Source organism: Oceanicella sp. SM1341 (genome assembly GCF_003448965.1).
GTDB lineage: Bacteria > Pseudomonadota > Alphaproteobacteria > Rhodobacterales > Rhodobacteraceae > Paroceanicella.
Map to the genome: position 1 here is coordinate 26,786 of NZ_QRGC01000036.1, position 17,197 is coordinate 43,982.

At 61.2% G+C, this 17,197-nt stretch carries 15 protein-coding genes; 8 read left to right on the top strand and 7 right to left on the bottom strand.

Features of this window, described 5'->3' with window-relative positions; translation table 11 throughout:
• Positions 1–193: 193 nt before the first annotated feature.
• The 3 genes from D3P35_RS22975 (at position 194) to D3P35_RS22985 (ending at position 6,795) form a co-directional block, all read left to right on the top strand.
• A complete protein-coding gene (locus D3P35_RS22975; RefSeq protein ID WP_118138275.1) occupies positions 194–4,516 on the top strand; it encodes a strawberry notch-like NTP hydrolase domain-containing protein in 4,323 nt (1,440 codons plus the stop codon).
• Complete coding sequence (locus tag D3P35_RS22980) at positions 4,516–5,562, top strand: toprim domain-containing protein (protein ID WP_118138276.1); 1,047 nt, start codon at positions 4,516–4,518, stop codon at positions 5,560–5,562. The genes D3P35_RS22975 and D3P35_RS22980 overlap by 1 nt, the downstream gene beginning before the upstream one ends.
• Before the next feature lie 306 nt (positions 5,563–5,868).
• Entirely contained in the window at positions 5,869–6,795 is a 927-nt protein-coding gene (locus tag D3P35_RS22985) for a DUF2493 domain-containing protein (protein ID WP_118138277.1), read from the top strand.
• Positions 6,796–7,093: 298 nt separating this feature from the next.
• On the opposite strand, the gene D3P35_RS26345 is transcribed toward D3P35_RS22985, so the two are convergent.
• From D3P35_RS26345 to D3P35_RS23000, 4 genes are all read right to left on the bottom strand, one after another.
• Positions 7,094–7,666, bottom strand: coding sequence for a hypothetical protein (locus D3P35_RS26345; protein WP_157982274.1), 573 nt, complete (start codon positions 7,664–7,666; stop codon positions 7,094–7,096).
• A gap of 350 nt (positions 7,667–8,016) precedes the next feature.
• On the bottom strand, positions 8,017–8,814 hold the full coding sequence (locus D3P35_RS26350) for a HipA family kinase (RefSeq protein WP_157982275.1): 798 nt from the start codon (positions 8,812–8,814) through the stop codon (positions 8,017–8,019).
• A gap of 139 nt (positions 8,815–8,953) precedes the next feature.
• Positions 8,954–9,880, bottom strand: a complete 927-nt coding sequence (locus tag D3P35_RS22995; protein ID WP_118138279.1) for an ImmA/IrrE family metallo-endopeptidase — start codon at positions 9,878–9,880, stop codon at positions 8,954–8,956.
• A 2-nt stretch (positions 9,881–9,882) separates the two neighbouring features.
• On the bottom strand, positions 9,883–10,263 hold the full coding sequence (locus tag D3P35_RS23000) for a helix-turn-helix domain-containing protein (protein ID WP_118138280.1): 381 nt from the start codon (positions 10,261–10,263) through the stop codon (positions 9,883–9,885).
• Positions 10,264–10,418: 155 nt separating this feature from the next.
• Between D3P35_RS23000 and D3P35_RS23005 the strand changes: the two genes are divergently transcribed.
• The 3 genes from D3P35_RS23005 (at position 10,419) to D3P35_RS27050 (ending at position 13,254) form a co-directional block, all read left to right on the top strand.
• Positions 10,419–11,528, top strand: coding sequence for a multiubiquitin domain-containing protein (locus tag D3P35_RS23005; RefSeq protein ID WP_118138281.1), 1,110 nt, complete (start codon positions 10,419–10,421; stop codon positions 11,526–11,528).
• Positions 11,525–12,919 (top strand): ThiF family adenylyltransferase, encoded by a 1,395-nt coding sequence (locus tag D3P35_RS23010; RefSeq protein WP_118138282.1) that lies wholly within the window; start codon positions 11,525–11,527, stop codon positions 12,917–12,919. Before D3P35_RS23005 ends, D3P35_RS23010 begins: the two co-directional genes overlap by 4 nt.
• 152 nt (positions 12,920–13,071) lie before the next feature.
• Positions 13,072–13,254 carry a DUF6527 family protein gene (locus D3P35_RS27050; protein WP_370032355.1) on the top strand — a complete coding sequence of 61 codons (183 nt, stop codon included), beginning with the start codon at positions 13,072–13,074 and terminating at the stop codon, positions 13,252–13,254.
• 153 nt (positions 13,255–13,407) lie between these two features.
• Here the strand turns inward: D3P35_RS27050 and D3P35_RS23020 are convergent, their stop codons facing one another.
• From D3P35_RS23020 to D3P35_RS23030, 3 genes are all read right to left on the bottom strand, one after another.
• A complete protein-coding gene (locus tag D3P35_RS23020; RefSeq protein ID WP_118138283.1) occupies positions 13,408–14,052 on the bottom strand; it encodes a hypothetical protein in 645 nt (214 codons plus the stop codon).
• The gene (locus D3P35_RS23025) at positions 14,052–14,615 is read right to left on the bottom strand and encodes a DarT ssDNA thymidine ADP-ribosyltransferase family protein (RefSeq protein ID WP_118138284.1); all 564 of its coding nucleotides are present in this window, start codon (positions 14,613–14,615) and stop codon (positions 14,052–14,054) included. The genes D3P35_RS23020 and D3P35_RS23025 overlap by 1 nt, the downstream gene beginning before the upstream one ends.
• Positions 14,616–14,966: 351 nt before the next feature.
• Positions 14,967–15,563 carry a 2'-5' RNA ligase family protein gene (locus tag D3P35_RS23030; protein ID WP_157982276.1) on the bottom strand — a complete coding sequence of 199 codons (597 nt, stop codon included), beginning with the start codon at positions 15,561–15,563 and terminating at the stop codon, positions 14,967–14,969.
• A 97-nt stretch (positions 15,564–15,660) separates the two neighbouring features.
• Here D3P35_RS23030 and D3P35_RS23035 point away from each other — a divergent pair, with 97 nt between their 5' ends.
• On the top strand, positions 15,661–16,098 hold the full coding sequence (locus D3P35_RS23035) for a hypothetical protein (protein WP_118138286.1): 438 nt from the start codon (positions 15,661–15,663) through the stop codon (positions 16,096–16,098).
• Positions 16,099–16,652: 554 nt separating this feature from the next.
• Positions 16,653–16,976, top strand: a complete 324-nt coding sequence (locus D3P35_RS23040; protein ID WP_009573768.1) for a DUF736 domain-containing protein — start codon at positions 16,653–16,655, stop codon at positions 16,974–16,976.
• Positions 16,977–17,197 lie beyond the last annotated feature (221 nt).

Here is a 17,197-nt window from a genome sequence, read left to right on the forward strand (position 1 = left end):
CATCTCATGAATATCGATTACAATCAATGAGGTCTTACGAAAGTTGATGGCGGAGCGCTGTCGCCCTCGGGTCTGCGAGGTGATGGGGCATGAGGTGCCGAGGCAGAGAGGGGCGCCGGGACGGGGTGAGCCCCGGCGGTTGAGAGAGAGCGCTGTCCGGGCTTGTCCCTCCTGCTCTCCGAGGATCCCCGACATGAACATCTCGTCTCCCGTGACCGATCCGGTCACGCCGCTCGGCGCCGCACCCGCGATCCTGGCCGCCGCCAATCTCCTCCTTCCCCATCTCGAACGCGGCCAGCGCGTCGATACCGCGGACCTCCGCAGTGCCATGGAAAGCGCATTCGGCGCCTCCGACGCCAGTGGCGCCTGGGACTGGAAGCTCGCCTATGAGGCTTGCGAGGTCGCCACGGTTCTCTTCCTGCGCAAATACGGAAAGGCGCTGTTCCGCAAAGCCGGCTCTCCGGTTTCCCGGCTCAGGCTACTGGAGAAAATCGGGGGGTTGCTGCCCACGCAGACCCGCCGCACCGAGGAAAGCCAGAGCTTCCAGCAGTTCAGCACGCCTATGCCTCTCAGCTTTGCCGCCCTGACCGCGGCCGCGATCACGCCCGATGACGTGGTGCTGGAACCCTCGGCCGGTACCGGCCTTATGGCGATCCTGGCCCAGAGCGTCGGCGGTTCGCTGATCCTCAACGAACTCGCCGAGACCCGCGCCGATCTTCTCTCTTCCCTCTTTCCGGCCTTTCCCGTCACCCGGTTCGACGCCGCCCAGATCGACGACTATCTGGCCACTGACGCCATGCCGTCTGTAGTTCTGATGAACCCACCTTTCTCGGTCATGGCCAATGTCGAGGGACGGATGGCGGATGCTGCGTATCGTCATGTCGCCTCGGCGTTGGCCCGGCTCGCCCCCGGTGGACGACTGGTCACGATCACCGGGGCAAACTTCAGACCGGAGGCACCGACCTGGCGCGATGCCTTCATGCGCCTGCAGGACCGCGGCCGCGTGGTCTTCACCGCGGCCATCGATGGCGCGGTATTTTCCAGGCACGGCACCAGCATCGACACGCGGTTGACCGTCATCGACAAGTTGCCCGCCGACGATCCGTCAGTCTTCCCGGCCTCGCCGGGGATCGCACCCGACGTTGCCACGCTGCTCGGCTGGATCGAAAGCCAGCTTCCGCTGCGCTTGCCGGTGTCGCTGCCGAAGGTCGCTTCTTCCGAGCCGGCGGCTGCCCCGAAGACCGTGCGCGGTTATCTCGCTCGCGCCACAGCGTCCCGACCCGCCGCTGCACCAGCGTCCGATCCCGAGGGGGTGGAGCTCGAGTATGAGACCGTGGACTGGGCGCCGCCCGAGGGCGCGCGCTTGTCGGACGCGATCTATGAGGAATATGCGCTGCAATCGCTGCGCATCCCCGGCGCCGAGCCACACCCGACCAGGCTGGTGCAATCCTCCGCCATGGCCTCGGTTGCACCGCCCAAGCCGTCCTACCGCCCCATGCTGCCCGCTGACATCCGCGCGCGTCTGTCGGACGCCCAGCTTGAAACGGTGATCTATGCCGGGGAAGCCCATGCCGATCATCTCGCCGGCGCATGGACCGTGGACGAGCATTTCGACACTGTGAGCGCCGCGCCAGAGGATGCTGCCGGATCGATCCGCTTTCGACGGGGCTTCATGCTCGGTGACGGAACCGGTGCTGGCAAGGGCCGCCAGTCCGCCGCCATCATTCTCGACAACTGGCTGCGCGGCCGCCGCAAGGCGGTCTGGATCTCCAAATCCGATAAGCTGATCGAGGATGCGCAACGCGACTGGTCGGCGCTTGGAATGGAACGCCTGCTCGTCACACCGCTCTCGCGCTTCCCTCAAGGCGCAAAGGTCACGCTGTCGGAAGGCATCCTGTTTATCACCTATGCCACGCTGCGCTCCGATGACCGCGGAGAGAAGGTTTCACGCGTCAAGCAGATCGTCGAATGGTTGGGCTCAGATTTCGATGGGGTCATCATCTTCGACGAAAGCCATGCCATGCAGAATGCCGGAGGCGGCAAGGGAGACCGCGGCGAAATCGCCGCTTCGCAGCAGGGACGCGCAGGCCTGCGGCTCCAGCATGCCCTGCCGGATGCCCGCGTGGTCTATGTCTCGGCAACCGGGGCCACGACCGTCCACAACCTCGCCTATGCACAACGGCTCGGTCTCTGGGGTGGCGAGGATTTTCCGTTCCAGACCCGCGCTGAATTTGTCGAGGCGATTGAGGCTGGCGGCGTCGCGGCCATGGAGGTGCTCGCCCGCGACCTGCGATCCCTCGGCCTCTATACCGCGCGCTCGCTTTCCTATGACGGCGTCGAATACGAACTGGTCGAGCACAAGCTCACCGACGAGCAGCGCCGCATCTACGATGCTTACGCTGCGGCGTTCGCCGTGATCCATGGAAACCTGGACGCGGCGATGGAGGCGGCCAACATCACCGGCAGTGAAGGCACGCTAAACCGGCAGGCCAAATCCGCCGCGCGCTCGGCCTTCGAGAGCACCAAGCAGCGTTTCTTCGGCCATCTGCTGACCTCGATGAAAACCCCGACGCTGATCCGTTCGATCGAAGCCGATCTGGCGGCGGGCCATGCGGCCGTCATCCAGATCGTCTCGACCGGCGAGGCGCTGACGGAACGGCGGCTGGCCGAGATCCCCACCGACGAATGGAACGATATTTCCGTCGACGTTACGCCTCGGGAATATGTCGGCTCGTATTTGCAGCATTCCTTCCCGGTGCAGCTCTACGAGCCCTTCACCGACAGCGAGGGCAATCTTTCGTCACGGCCGGTGTTCCGGGATGGTCAGCCGGTCGAGAGTCGCGAAGCCGTGGCCCGGCGCGACGAGATGCTCGAACAGCTCGGCTCTTTGCCGCCGGTTCCAGGCGCGCTCGACCAGATCGTCCAGCGCTTCGGCACGGATGTGGTGGCGGAGGTCACGGGGCGCTCGCGCCGGATCGTGCGCAAGGGCGATGGCACATCGGCCCGCCTGGCCGTCGAGAACCGAGCGCCCTCCGCAAACCTGGCAGAGACCTCGGCCTTCATGGATGACCAGAAGCGCATCCTGGTCTTTTCGGATGCCGGGGGCACGGGACGCAGCTACCACGCGGACCTCACAGTGCGGAACCAGCGCCTGCGGGTGCACTACCTGCTGGAGCCGGGCTGGAAGGCCGATGCCGCCATTCAGGGGCTCGGGCGCACCAACCGCACCAATCAGGCGCAACCACCGCTCTTCCGGCCCATCGCCACGGATGTGAAGGCCGAGAAGCGTTTCCTCAGCACGATCGCCCGTCGTCTCGACACGCTGGGTGCGATCACGCGCGGGCAGCGCCAGACCGGCGGCCAGGGCCTGTTCCGGCCCGAGGACAATCTGGAATCCGCCTATGCCCGCGATGCGCTGCGCCAGCTCTATTTGGCTGTAGTGCGCGGCAAGGTCGAGGGCTGCTCGCTGGAGAGGTTTGAATCCGCCACCGGACTGAAGCTGATGGATGCGAACGGCATCAAGGACGACCTGCCGCCGATCACCACCTTCCTCAATCGCCTGTTGGCTCTGACCATCGAGTTGCAGGGCATCCTGTTCTCGGCCTTCGAGCAGCTTCTGCAGGCCCGGATCGACGGGGCGATTGCATCCGGTACCTATGACATGGGGCTGGAGACGCTGCGCGCAGAGAGCTTTATCGTCACCGACCGGCAGGTGATCCACACCCATCCGGGCACCGGCGCGGAAACCCGGCTCCTGACTCTGACCGAACGCAAGCGCAACCAGCCGGTGACGCTCGCTACAGCCCTGGCGGAACTGGATGATCCCTGCGCAAGATTGCTTATCAACGAGCGATCTGGTCGTGCCGCCGTGCAGATCCCGACCACCAGCGTGATGCTGGATGACGGCGAGATCGAACGGCGCGTTCGTCTGATCCGGCCGATGGAGGCGATGAACATTCCGGTGCGGGCGATGGGCGAGACCCACTGGGTCGAGGTGGACCACGCTGACTTCGCCACGGCCTGGAAGGCGGAGCTTGTGGAAGTGCCGGAGTTTACCGACAGCATCCTGCACATGGTGACCGGGCTCCTGCTGCCGATCTGGAAACGACTGCCGCAGGACTCCTCCCGCGTCTATCGGCTCCAGACCGATGAGGGCGAGCGCATCATTGGTCGCCGTGTCTCGCCCGCATGGGCAGCAAATGCCGCTACCAGCGGCGTCGCAACCACCATCACGCCGGACGAGGCCTACACGGCACTCATCGAGGGCCGGACGATCTTCGATTTGGCCGAGGGACTGCAACTACGCCGGTCCCGTGTCATGGGCGCGAACCGGATCGAGCTCACCGGCTTCACCGATACCATGCGCGATCGGCTGCGCGCCTATGGGCTCTTCAGCGAGATCATTTCCTGGAAACTTCGCTTCTTTGTGCCGGTCGGGGAAGCCGGGCCGGAGATCATCGGCAGACTGCTCGACCATTTCCCGGTCGAGCGCATCTCCGGGCGGGAGGCTGCATGATGGCACGTCTCAACGCTTCCGAGCTGGCGCAGCGTCTCGGCCGAGAGGCCGAGGCTGTTTGCCGCCACTATCTCTCGAACGGGCGCAAACAGGGCAATTACTGGCAGGTCGGCGATGTGCAGAACAGTCCCGGCCGCTCCATGTTCGTCCGTCTGACCGGGCCGGAATCGGGCAAGGGCGCGGCCGGCAAATGGACCGATGCGCAGAGCGGGGAACATGGCGATCTGCTCGACGTGATCGGCGAAAGCCTCGGCCTTATCGATTTTGCTGACGTTGCCGAGGAAGCCCGCCGCTTCCTCAGCCTGCCGCATCCCGAACCGGAGCCACAGTCCCGCAAGTTCCGAACACCGCCGGTACCATCCGGATCGTCCGAAGCGGCCCGCCGGCTCTGGCGCATGACCCGGCCATTGATCGGCAGCCTCGCGGAGACGTATTTACGCGGACGCGGCATTACGGATTTACGCGGAACCGCGAACCTGCGGTTCCATCCGACCTGCTACTGGCGACCCGAGGGCGATGGGCCGACAGAGGCATGGCCCGCCATGATTGCCGCGGTGACCGACCTCGATGGCAAGATCACCGGCGCGCATCGCACCTGGCTCCAACGTGACGGCTCTGGCAAGGCGCCTCTTGATCCGCCGAGAAAGGCGATGGGAGACCTGCTCGGAAACGCCGTCCGGTTTGGCGAGGCGCAGGATGTCATGGCGGCAGGCGAGGGGATCGAAACCATCCTCTCGCTGCGGCAGGCATTGCCGTTCCTGCCGATGGCCTCCGCACTTTCAGCCGGGCATCTCTCCGCCATCCAGTTCTCCCCGCATCTGCGCAGGCTCTATATCGTCCGCGACAACGATCCGGCAGGTGACGCCGCGCGGGACAGCCTGCTGGACCGGGCCATCGGGGCCGGGATCGAGGCAATCACGCTTTCGCCCATGCTGGGAGATTTCAACGATGATCTCGTCAGCTTCGGCCTGGAGGCGCTTCGGGCGCAGATCCGGGTGCAGATCGCCCCCGAGGACGTCAGCCGCTTCATGGCGCTTGCGTCATAGCCAGAGAGGGCCGTGATCGGAGATAACCGATCCCGCCATGGGCAAGGGGGTGCGGCACCTCGGCAAGGAGACCGCGCCTTGGCCTTCTTGAGAGGGCGAGCGGCCCACAAACGCTCCGGCCCGGCAATGGCGGCGCCCGACTGATTTCCGTCGGCGGCAAAGCCGCCTTTACAGCGCGAAACAAATCAGCCGGGCTTTGCCATCAAGGCCCTCGCAAAGAGCTCGGGCTGTCAGACCGGAGCGCCCGTGGGCTTGTCGTCGCCATGAAGGCCGCGACGGTCGCGGTCCAGCCGAAGGACACATCCCATGTATGCCCATGACGAATTCGAACCCGATCACAGCACATCTCCCACTGGCCATGTCATTGAAGCGCTCGAACTCTATGGCTACCGTCCAGCCGAGGGCGAGGCCGATCCCCGGATCACGCCCGAGGACACCGCCATCCAGGGCGCGGTTGCCGACATCTTCGATGCTCTGATTTCCACCATGGCCGACACCAGCCTCGATTTCGACCTCGACGAGATCATGTGGTCCACCGTCAATACCTTCCACCGCGCCGTCGAGCGGATCGAACGCAAACTCGATGATAACGAGCAGGCCCAGAAGCGCCTTCAGCGCGAACAGGACGGAAGCGAGGTGAAATCCGTCCAGCTGGAGACCCTGATCGGCATCGGACAAAACCTGATCGAGCGCCGCGACAGCATGGAGACCTTCCGCGAGACCGCCGCCGACCTCTACCTGCGCAGCACAGGCACGCCCTGGTCGCCGCGCTCCGGATCTCGGGTCAACCATCGCCAGATGACCTCGGCCATGATCGACAGCCGAGATTTTCTCGCCGCAAAACGCCGGGCCGACAATGAAGTGCATTTGCCCGCAGGGCCGAAGATTGCCTTCTCGGGCGGGGACACCACCGATCACCGGCTGATCTGGGACAAGCTCGATCAGGTTCATGCCAGGCACCCTAACATGGTGCTCCTGCACGGAGGTTCGCCGAAAGGGGCGGAACGCATCGCGGCCACTTGGGCCGACAACCGCAAGGTCGCGCAGGTCGCCTTCAAGCCCGACTGGACGAAACACGCCAAGGCCGCGCCCTTCAAGCGCAATGACCGAATGCTCGAAGCAATGCCGATCGGGGTCATCATCTTCCCCGGAACCGGCATCCAGGAAAACCTGGCAGACAAGGCCCGCAAGATGGGCATCTCGGTCTATCGCCTCGCAAAGGGCAGCGCGTGAGCGCTGCACTTCCACGAAATGACCGCGCAGCTTCCTGCTTCCGCTACGGTGGGCGCAAGCGGCCTGACGGCAGCGCGGCATGGTAACCGCAGAAACTATGTTGAAGCAGCCGGTCGCGCGACCTGCAGCAGAGGTCTACCCGGTCAGCCGATCGGGGCGGGAAGCAGCCTTACGGCGGCGCGGCACGGTAGCTCCAGCGAAGCTGAAGAGCGGTCCCTCAAGTAGCACGCGGCGAGGTGGGCGTGAGCGCCACTTTTCTGGTGGATTGACAAGGTGTCAACACTGCCTTGTGGCGGAACTATGCCGCCAATTCGTATTGCAGAACGCGGTTGCCAATGGACTGAACTGTATCGAGCGCAAGGAGGCGCAATTCTTCTTGATCGGCCTGCTGTTCAAGGTCTTCCAGCGCCTCGCTGATGTTGGCTTGCTGTTGGTCAGAAACTTGCGGGTCATCCTTCGGCGGGCGATGCAGGATCATCTCATGTGCTCTAGCCAAGATTTTGTGCGGCTCCCGATCTCGCTCGACCTTGAGGTCCCATAGACGCCGCTTGATCAGATGCACCGAGCTCGTGATGGCGCCAGCTTTCAGTGTCCCGAAATTGGCGACCAGCCTAGGTCCCGCAAAATCAACAACGACGCGGTGGCTTCCACCCTTGGAGCGCCGGGTACGCGCTTCTCTGATGTCAGTGCTGAAATACTCGCCGAAGCCTTCGCGTTGGGATTTGACGAAATCGCATACCAAGAAGGGAAGTCGGTCTCCTGCCCGTTGGCCATCGGCATCACCTACCGCCAACATAGTCGAGGACTGCACATCATGGCTGGTGCGAGGTGAATACAAAGACGAAAGCGCAGCCATCCAGCTTTGGGTCAAAGCTTCTTAGCTTGTTCCTTCTGCCTCCCGACACCTTCCAATTGTAACACCGGAAACCGGAGGGTCAGGGGAGAACAGCGCCTCAATCGACCGTTCCGCTAGGTCCTCACGCAAGCACATGCCAGCCAAGGTAATTGCGTTGACGATGGTAGGCGCGTTTTCGCCATAGAAGCATGTCAGCTTTTCATGGCTGTTAGCAAGTTCGACGTGAAATCCAGTGGCATTCGCTGCAGCAACGCCAATAACAAATCTCTCATCAGATCCTGAAATTGGCTCTAGCAGGATCGGTGCCCAATGAGCGCGGACGCTCTCCTTCAGTGATGGGAAGCGGCTGGTGTCCAGTCTAAGGGTCATAACATCACCGGCACATTAAGCGCTTTGCTGGCATGGAAAGTGACCTGAGCGCTGCGCTGCGTCAGGAACTGCTTCAGCGCGTCGACATAATCCATCGGCATCAGATCCACCACGCGGCTGGAGTTAGTGGGTTCCTCGGCATCAAACCCTGCCAGCGCAGCCTCGACCGCTTGCGCTTCTGTACGTCGTGTATCCTTTTGATCTGCACTCAGGAAAGGAGTCATCCACTCGGATAGCCGACTGGCAAACTCTTTGGCAGGGTCGAGATCGGATGGCCCCCACGTCGGTCCAGTGAAGCAATGGCCGTGATCAATCAGCCATGTATCCCCGACGCTACCGAAAAGAAGATTGCCGCAATGTCGGTCAATGTTGGCAATCCACGCGTCGAATGCATACAGTTTGCCCAAGTCTGGCCATTTCGAGACTTGGTCGATGATGGCACGTTGACCTATAGATGTAGACGCGCGAAGCCGAAATGTGACGTTCGGTACCTTCACATCGGTGCTGACGAAAACCAAACGGGAACCATCGGGCAATGTTGGTGCCTTGTTCACGCTCAGTATGTCCGGACGGACCAACCCAAGGAAACTGTCGGGGATGGGTAGGCCAAGCCAACGGGCCAGGCAGAAGGCGAGTAACTCGTTGCAGAGCTGGATCAGATCGAGATCCTTGATTATTGCCTGCCTTATCTGACCGCCATGAAGCAAGACCTGCCCACGATACGTCTCGTTGACGTTGCCGTCCGTGAAGCCTTCCGCCCCAAGCAACACTGTTGCGAAGTTGATTTCCGCCATGCCGCCCCAGCGCGATAGGTTGATTTTGTCGCTAAGTATGCATGTAAACCGCTAAAACCCAAGGCGGGCAACTAAAAACGGATTTGCGCGACCCGGGCCTAGCTGCCTGCGACATTGCCACGATGCGTGCGGAGGCAGTCTAATCCGCTGTAAGGAAAATAGGTCGCGGCGCGGCTAGCGTCTTAATCACATGGATGAGAACAAAGACTTGGTGGGTCTGTGTGAAGGACTCAGCGACGCACTCATGGCGGTCGCCGTTCCGGTCCAGCAGGACAAGGGACTTTTGCCCGGAAGACCTTTGGCCGTTGATCGGTATCAGTGCGCCGATATCGTCGTCGGGCGTGTAGAAAGGCTTCCAGTCGTGATCGCCGAAAATTGTTGTGAAGCTGTCAGATTGAACAGGACGTCGCAGGGTGGCGCGGAAGCCATCGCCCTCAACGAATTCGGGCATGTTCAGCACCACGACTGCGCAAGCGCGATGATTTTTGGATACGTACTGTCGCACGCACGCATAAATCGACGCGTCGAACTTCTTCGATAGCTTGACAGGCGTCCAGATACTGAACTTTTCGCCCTCGGCTATGTCGCTAAAGCTGTCGAGTTGGAATAGGACTTCGGCAGCGAAGACGTTGGCTTCACGATCAAAAAGCTCAGCCGCATCAGGCTCCAGAGCATTCTCACAATCCTCGACCAAAGCATACATCGAACGTTGCCATGGCATGAAGCCGTGTCCGGACTCGTGCAGTCGCACGAAGCGCTTTTTCACCGCCATCATTGTTTGATCTAGGAAGAGCAGACCAGCGCTGGCGTGAAACAGACCCATCACTTTGCCCAAAGCCCGCTTGAGGGCACCGCCCGCCTGCTCAGTACTTGACCGAAGCTTGTCGATGAAACTGGGGTTAAGGACGTCTTCCTTGACCTCTTCAACCTTCGCAACGGTCATGATCGCCTCAACTGGCGTCGGGAAGACCCCGAGCGCGCCCGCTTCTCGCAGCGCGCGCTCGGCCTCAGCGCGAACGCGGGCGAGCTGACTTGGGGTTAAGCTACAGTCGTCCGGTCGCCGCATGATCAGCCCTTCTTGGTGCGTAGGTATGCGAGGTAGTCCAAGAGGGCGGCTTCCTCATCGGCCGTTAGATTATCTACCGCGAACGTTGCGGCACGCCCATGCTTGACGTCGGCAGGGCGTTGGGCCGATGGCACGATATAGCCTGCTCGCTCCATCAGCGTCTCGTAAGGGACCGCCAAGACTGTGGAGAGGGCGTATAGAATGTGCGGAGAGGGTTTGGTGATTTTTCCGCTCTCCAATTGGCTTAAGTAGGCATTCGAAATCTCCTTGCCGGTCGCCTCCTCGACATCGCGTTGCGACATCTGAAGATCGGTACGGGCCTTTCTTATGATCTGGCCGAGGTTGGTTGGCCGGACGGTTTGGTCAGTTTCACCATCGTTCATGCGGGCTCCTCCGCGATCTGGACACGGATTCCGATGTATAGGTTATCGGCCACGTCGATAAGTTCGTCAAGCGAGCAAAGTGGGTGCTTGACAGAGTTAGCATGCATTCCCATTTTAGCTGTATCGGCGATTGGCCGGAAAAGCTGGAGTGTGAAATGACTGAGTTGAGTGAAGACGCCGCGGATCGCGATAAGCGCCGCCGCATCGAAGTTGCGGATGAGACCTTGACCTACCGAAACGTACTGATCGACGACCTGACGCCGACCGGCGCCCAGCTGGCCGCTGCAGCTGGCTTCAAGCCGAAGCAGCACGCCGTTGTGCTGCAGGTGCTTGCGAACGGCGAGCTTGAGGATGTTCGTCCGAGCGAGACCGTGGACCTGAAACGTACCGAAGGCCGGTTCGTGATCGTCGAGACTGATCGCGACTACTTCATCACGATCGACGGTCAGCGCTTCCAGTGGCCTTGCCGGATCGTCTCGGGCGCCATCGTTCGCCAGCTCGGGCAGCTGCCCGCAGGCGTCGCGGTCTACCTCGAGCAGGTTGATGCACCCGATCGCGAGATAGGTGATCAGGACCTGGTCGATCTGGACGGGTGCGGGGTCGAGGCTTTCGTAGGCCGGAAGCCGTCCTGGAAGCTTAACATTCAGGGTGTGACCATCGTGTCCAACACGCCGACCATCGTCGTGAGCGACGCGATGATCAAGGCCGGCTTCGATGTCGCCCAAAGCTGGCACATCTTCTTGAAGGTCGCTGGTCAGGCGAAGCGCGAAGTCGTCTTGACCGACGTTGTGGATCTGCGCACCCCGGGCATCGAGAAGATCCGGCTGACACCGAAGGAAGTTAACAATGGCGAGGCGCCTCTGGCGCCTCGCCGGGACTTCGACGTGCTGGAGGTGGATGAAGTCTATCTCGATTGCACCGGCTATAAGTGGGAGACAGTGAATGACGGGGGGAGGCGTTGGCTGGTCATCCACCACTATCCCGTTCCGGCCGGATTCAGCGCTACTCAGACGCGCCTCGCCCTTGAGATCCCGCCGACTTACCCGGCAGCCCAGATCGATATGTTTTACACCTATCCGCCGCTTGCGCTCGTGTCGGGCCGCGCGATCGATTGCACTCACATTCCGGCGACGATTCTGGGTGTTCCCTACAATGGCTGGTCGCGCCATCGTGGGCCGGGTTCGGAGTGGAATCCTTCGTCCGACAATGTCGTCACGCATCTGGCGCTCGTCGAGTCGGCGCTCTGCAAGGAGGTCGGGGAATGATGCCGACCTGGACGCTCAGCTTCGCCGGAGCGACGCGTGATTGTGTCCGTCGGCATCTCTTCCCTGGCGATGGCTGTGAAGCTGCGGCAATTCTTGTCTGTGCCCGCGTGCCGGGCCCTCGTCAGCGCCTGCTCGTCCGCAAAGCAGTCCTCGTGCCTTATGAGGACTGCGCGCTGCGTGAACCCGACCGCATCGTTTGGCCTGGTCTTTGGATCGAAGAGGCGATCGATCTGGCCGAGGCGGAGAATCTGTCCCTCATCTTGATCCATTCCCATCCTGGCGGCCTGTTCGACTTCTCCGAAGCTGACGACCAAAGCGACGCTCGGGTGATGCCTGGCCTGTTTGAGGCCCTCGGCTCGCTTCACGGTTCCGCCATCATGATTCCGGATGGGCGGGTGCGCGGACGCCTGTACGCCCAGGACGGAACGTGCTGGCCAATCAATCTCGTGTCAGTGATCGGTGATGACATCGACCTAATCTGGACTGGCGAACATCCACCATCCAAATTCGCTGATCGGCCCGTCGCATTCACAAGCGGTATGACCCGTGAACTGGGGCGCCTGCGTGCTGTGGTGATCGGGGTGTCGGGCACTGGCTCGATCATAGGTGAGCAAGCCGCCCGTCTGGGCTTCGGCAGAGTTGACCTGATCGATTTCGACCGCATCGAACCCCACAATTTGAATCGAATTTTGAACGCCACCCGGGCTGATGCCGAGGAGCGTCGGCTCAAGGTCGAAATGTTCGCTTCCGCCGTCGCAAGTTATCGCGGCGAAGGTGTCGCGATGGCCATACCGGCATCCATCACGAGCCGGGAGGCGGTGCTGTCGGCCAGTCAGGCCGATGTGCTGTTCTGCTGCGTTGATACGCTTGAAGCTCGCCAGATGGCCGACTTCATCGCCCAAGCGTTCTTGCTTCCACTCTTCGATATGGGCGTGGTGATCCCACTCCGCAAAGCTACACGAGGAATGGCGATCGCAGATGTATGCGGTCGTGTGGATTACGTTCAGCCAGGCGGTTCCACGCTACGTGATCGTGAAGTGTACTCACCCACCAGCTTACGCGCTGAGTACCTGCGCCACACTGCTCCTGGTGCGCACCAACACGAACTCGAAGCGGGTTACATCAAAGGCATGATCGAAGAGGCCCCGTCAGTGATTACGCTTAATATGCGGGTCGCGACGGCAGCGATGAATGAGTTCATTGCGCGCGCTTATCCTTTCCGCTTGGACCCCAACGGTAATTATGCCCGCACACAGTTCAGCTTGGCTGCGGGTGAAGAAGAGTTCACTGCGGAAGCAGCATTTCCCAGATCTAATCTTGACCTCTTCGCGCGCGGTAATATGGAGCCGCTGCTTGGCCTTCCAATACTTAAGCCGCGGAGGGCGGATTGATGATGGACATTCGGAAGTGGTGGCGCGACGTTTGGGCACGGTTCGGACCCGCACGGCGATTGATCATAATTGAAGGGGACAGTCTGCCTCAGTCCATGCCGCGTCGTGATCTCGTGCTGGCGCGCGAAGACGGTGAAGACTGGTGTGTCGGCATGCGCTGCCCTTGTGGTTGCGGTGACATCATCGAACTCCTAATCATCGCTGAGGCTAAGCCTCGCTGGGACGTTAGACTTGACCGAGAGAACAGGCCGACATTGTCACCCTCCGTGTGGCGCAAGACTGGATGCCGGTCGCACTTTTGGATGCGGCGAGGTCGGGTTCAGTGGTGCGATTAGCCACGCCAGAGTTCGCTTCTATTAGGGTGCAGGCGCCGCGAGCTGCAACTGTGTCCCAAATACGGAGCATCGCGCGGACGAATTTCTGCGCCACCCGTCGAACGACAGTGTCCGGGCGCGCCGCGCAGCATTCAGTTCGCCGCATCCATCTCGTTAGATTGGGCTGAGCAGCGATGCGAAGTAGTCAAAATCATCCGCCGCCCTCTCTAGCATCGAGCGATGCTGTAGGCTCAGGTACTCCGCAAAGGCTCGGGCTTGGCAGTTGACTTGTTTTTCGGGGTTGAACTCAACGTCCGTGAAGGCCCCATAAGGCACCTTCCTGCGGATCCAGTCACTGTGCGCCACCAAGGACCGAATATACAGCCAGTCATAGAATGCGTTCTTGGGTGACAGCGGGAAGTCCCGATCGAGCAGGTGAAACCGGATGAGATCGCCTTGGGCATTCTCGCGTATGAACCGCTTGGCCTCTCGCGGCGCGAAGCTCATTATCTCCGTAAATGGGCCGGATTCCCTGAACACCTTCGCCCCCTGATACACGCTCTCAAGCGGCAGCATCTGCCCACCTATGTCGATTTTCAGGCTGAATGCGCTGAGCTTCCGGCCTAGTTCCTCGTCGGACTTTGAAGATATTTCCAAGAGGCCGTCTATGCCCGCCCGGTAGGCAGCATCGTGCAGCGCCCGGACGTTCTTTTTCTTCTGGACTTCTGCAAACCCAGATGACCAGGGGAAGTCAAAACTCCGCTCTCTAACCAGAAGCGGGCCGTCCTCGGTTGGCAGGAACACGGGGCGCGTAGCCATCAAAACACCTTGGGAATGAGACTAACAGGAACGTGGTTTGGGATTAAAAGCTCCATCTTCTCCGCTTCTCTCAGTCGGCTGTTGATTTCCGGGTTCCGCCAATCCGTCTGCGTGTAAAGAACCTCCAGGTCCATGTACTGGATAGCGTCCGCAAGATCACGGATTTGAACATCGTTCTTGTTCGCTACGCCAAATGCCACCCTGACGCCGGGGAGTCTGAGTACTTCCGTACTGATCCCTAGGTATCGGGGATTGGGTAGCCGACCATCTCGATTTGCTAGGAACTTCATGGGGTGGTTCCGGGTGAAACACAGGCTGACGTAGTCGGGGATTCCTCGATGATCATCCAGACTGTGGCTTAGCTCGTTCCCTCCTGTGGCCGCAGGCCACCACCCGCCGGCGCGCATTCGGTTCTTTGAAAGCAGACCGTGCTTTCCGATTGACTTGAAATTCGCCTCGTCTGTGAAGTGGTAGACATAACGATGATGGGTACTGGCATTGATGTACTTCACCAATTGGTCGATTGTCACTTGTTCCCCCGGCCGTTCTGTCTCCTTCAGCATATGGGATTCCGGTGCCGCAGATCAAACCAAAACCCCCTCCCAGCCGCCGCCGACCGATGGCACAGCAGCTTCCGCCGGTGCTCAGACCGCTGTGCTCCGCTTTCTTAAGATAATGGATGCTCAGAAGTTTGAGGAATGTGGATTGAACCTGCGAACTTGAGTGTCTGCTTTGCCCTCATCTCTACCATCTTGGCCGGGTCTTTGCTACGGCGCATGACAAATGGCCGCTTTCAGGAATGCGGCAGTGCAGCATTTGTCTGCGGCGACCAGCGGCTATGGGCCGGAGGTGAAAGAGCGCAGCGCGGATCACGCACGACCGCCTGTCGCGCTTCCGCAAGCCGCCTTCGAACCCTAGCCCGACTTTCCGAACGGGGTGGTGCGAAGGTGGTGTAGCCTCCCGTTCTCAAGCTTAACCACCTCCAGGGCCCGGATGGTTCCCAAGAGCGGGAAGCCTCCGAGGGAAGACGTCTCTAAACGCTCGATAATCGTTCGATCAGGGTTCGTCGCGACCGTCATGTGTGGGCGGTAGGGAATATCGTCCTTTCGCTCCGCCCTCTGAGCACCATCGTAGAGCTGGTCATGCAGTGCCGCCAACAGGGAACTTCCGGTCGAGCTGACGAGAAGCAGTTTATGGGTCTTTTCAAAGGGATCGTGTGTAATCTCATCAGAAACGAAAGAGATCTCAAATTGCGATGACCTGCTGGCCACTGCCTCGCAGTGTTCCTGGAACTCTTGAAGGCGAATGTTCGTCAGCCCGAACACGAGAGTTACGTGTGGGGGGACGAGCTCGGCTCTGGCCGGCTCGTTCTCGGTCCGAAACCGACGAATGCGTTCGGCGACACTCGGCTCAAACTGTGGATATGCCAGGACGTAAATCATCACGACAAAGTGGGGAAATCTGCACCATGGGTCAACGATGGGCTGGCTTCGCTCAGGGAGGCGGGTCACCTTGTGTCTCGCCCAAAGACAAGAATTCTGCTAACTTTCAGGTTGCGCCATGGTGGTGGTAGGCGCGACCGTTCCACGTAAAACGGGAGACACCACCATGTTTGTTCTCGGAATCCTTGCATCTTTTGCCGCCATCGCAGCCATGTGCTGGTTGCTGTTCAACCTCGCCGTCTTCGCCCTGCCGTTTCTCGTCGGACTTCATGCCGGCATCTGGGCTTATGGCACCGGCGCAGGCTGGTTCGGTGCAATCCTCGTCGGCGGCTTCGCCGCCGGCCTGACGCTTGCCATCGGTCAGGCGCTGATCATGCTCGTGCGCCCGCTCTGGGCGCGGTTTGTCATCGCGCTGATCTTCGTGGTGCCGGCGGTGCTCGCTGGCTTCCACGCCACCCAAGGGATCGCCAGGGCCATGATGCCCTCGGAGACCTGGCAGATGATCTTCGCTGTTATCGGCGCTGGCGCTGTAGGCGTGTCCGCCTTTCTCCGCATTGCCGGTTCGGCAGCCGAGCCTTCGGGCAGCTTTCCCGTGAGCGCCTGACACTGCAGGCGATCCGATGAGGCGGGGCCTGATCAGTGCTGGACTGCCATCCCAATCGTCAGATTGCCGGTATGGGGCGGTGTGCGGATCGGCGTGAGACCCGCGTCGCTGCCCTTGGCCGTGCGGTGGGAATGGCGGACCGTTCGAGCGGCAGACTGCACCTGCGATCGCGGGGCACGTCGGGCGGGGCGCCTGGAGAGTGTTGCGCATGGCCTGTCGCGGGTGAGCCAATCCGTCGGTGAAAGGCCGGTCGGGCTGATGAGCATCCGCGGTTGCCATCGTCTCCGTTCCTTGCCCGTCCCATGTCCGCTCCATACGGCCCTTTCAATGGCCTGATCTGGCCGAATACCGGCTGTGCCTCGACCGGCTTGGCGCAACAGCGCCGCCATAACTTTCTTCCCCTGGGCTGCGCCCATTCCGCGCGAGACAAGAAAGTTCTGCCTTTGCTGTCCAGCCCCCGGCACGCCGGGGGTGCGCCGTCGGTCGTCTCCGGCCTGTCGATCGCCATCGGGCCGCAATGGTGCGGACCCGGAAACGGAAAACGGAGACTTAAAATGGCAACCATCGGCACCTTCAAGAAGACCGGCAACGAATTCACCGGCGAAATCGTCACCCTCAGCGTTCAGGTCCAGGGCGTGCGCATCGTTCCCGACACCCGCGCTACCGGCGAGAACGCCCCCAGCCACCGGGTCCTGGTCGGCCGCGCCGAAATCGGCGCCGCCTGGTCCAAACGCTCGGGCGAGGGCCGCGACTATCTGGGCCTCAAGCTGGACGATCCGAGCTTCACCGCCCCGATCTACGCCAACCTCTTCGACGACGAGGACGGCGAGAGCTACGCTCTGATCTGGTCCCGCCCCAACGGTCGCCGCGGCGAATAACGCCGTCGCGAGGCCTCGGTCGAAAGGTCGGGGCCGACCGCCAGACCGGGTAACCGAATCAGTTTTCCCGTTTGGCGGTGCCAAGACGAAAACGCGATATAAACGCAGAAGAAATCCGGTAGAGATTCTTCTGGGAGCGACTATAATAGATGGAGTATTCGGTCGTTCCCGCGCGACGGCTTCGAGCCCTTACTCGCCACGCGAAAACGCGATGGTCTTGG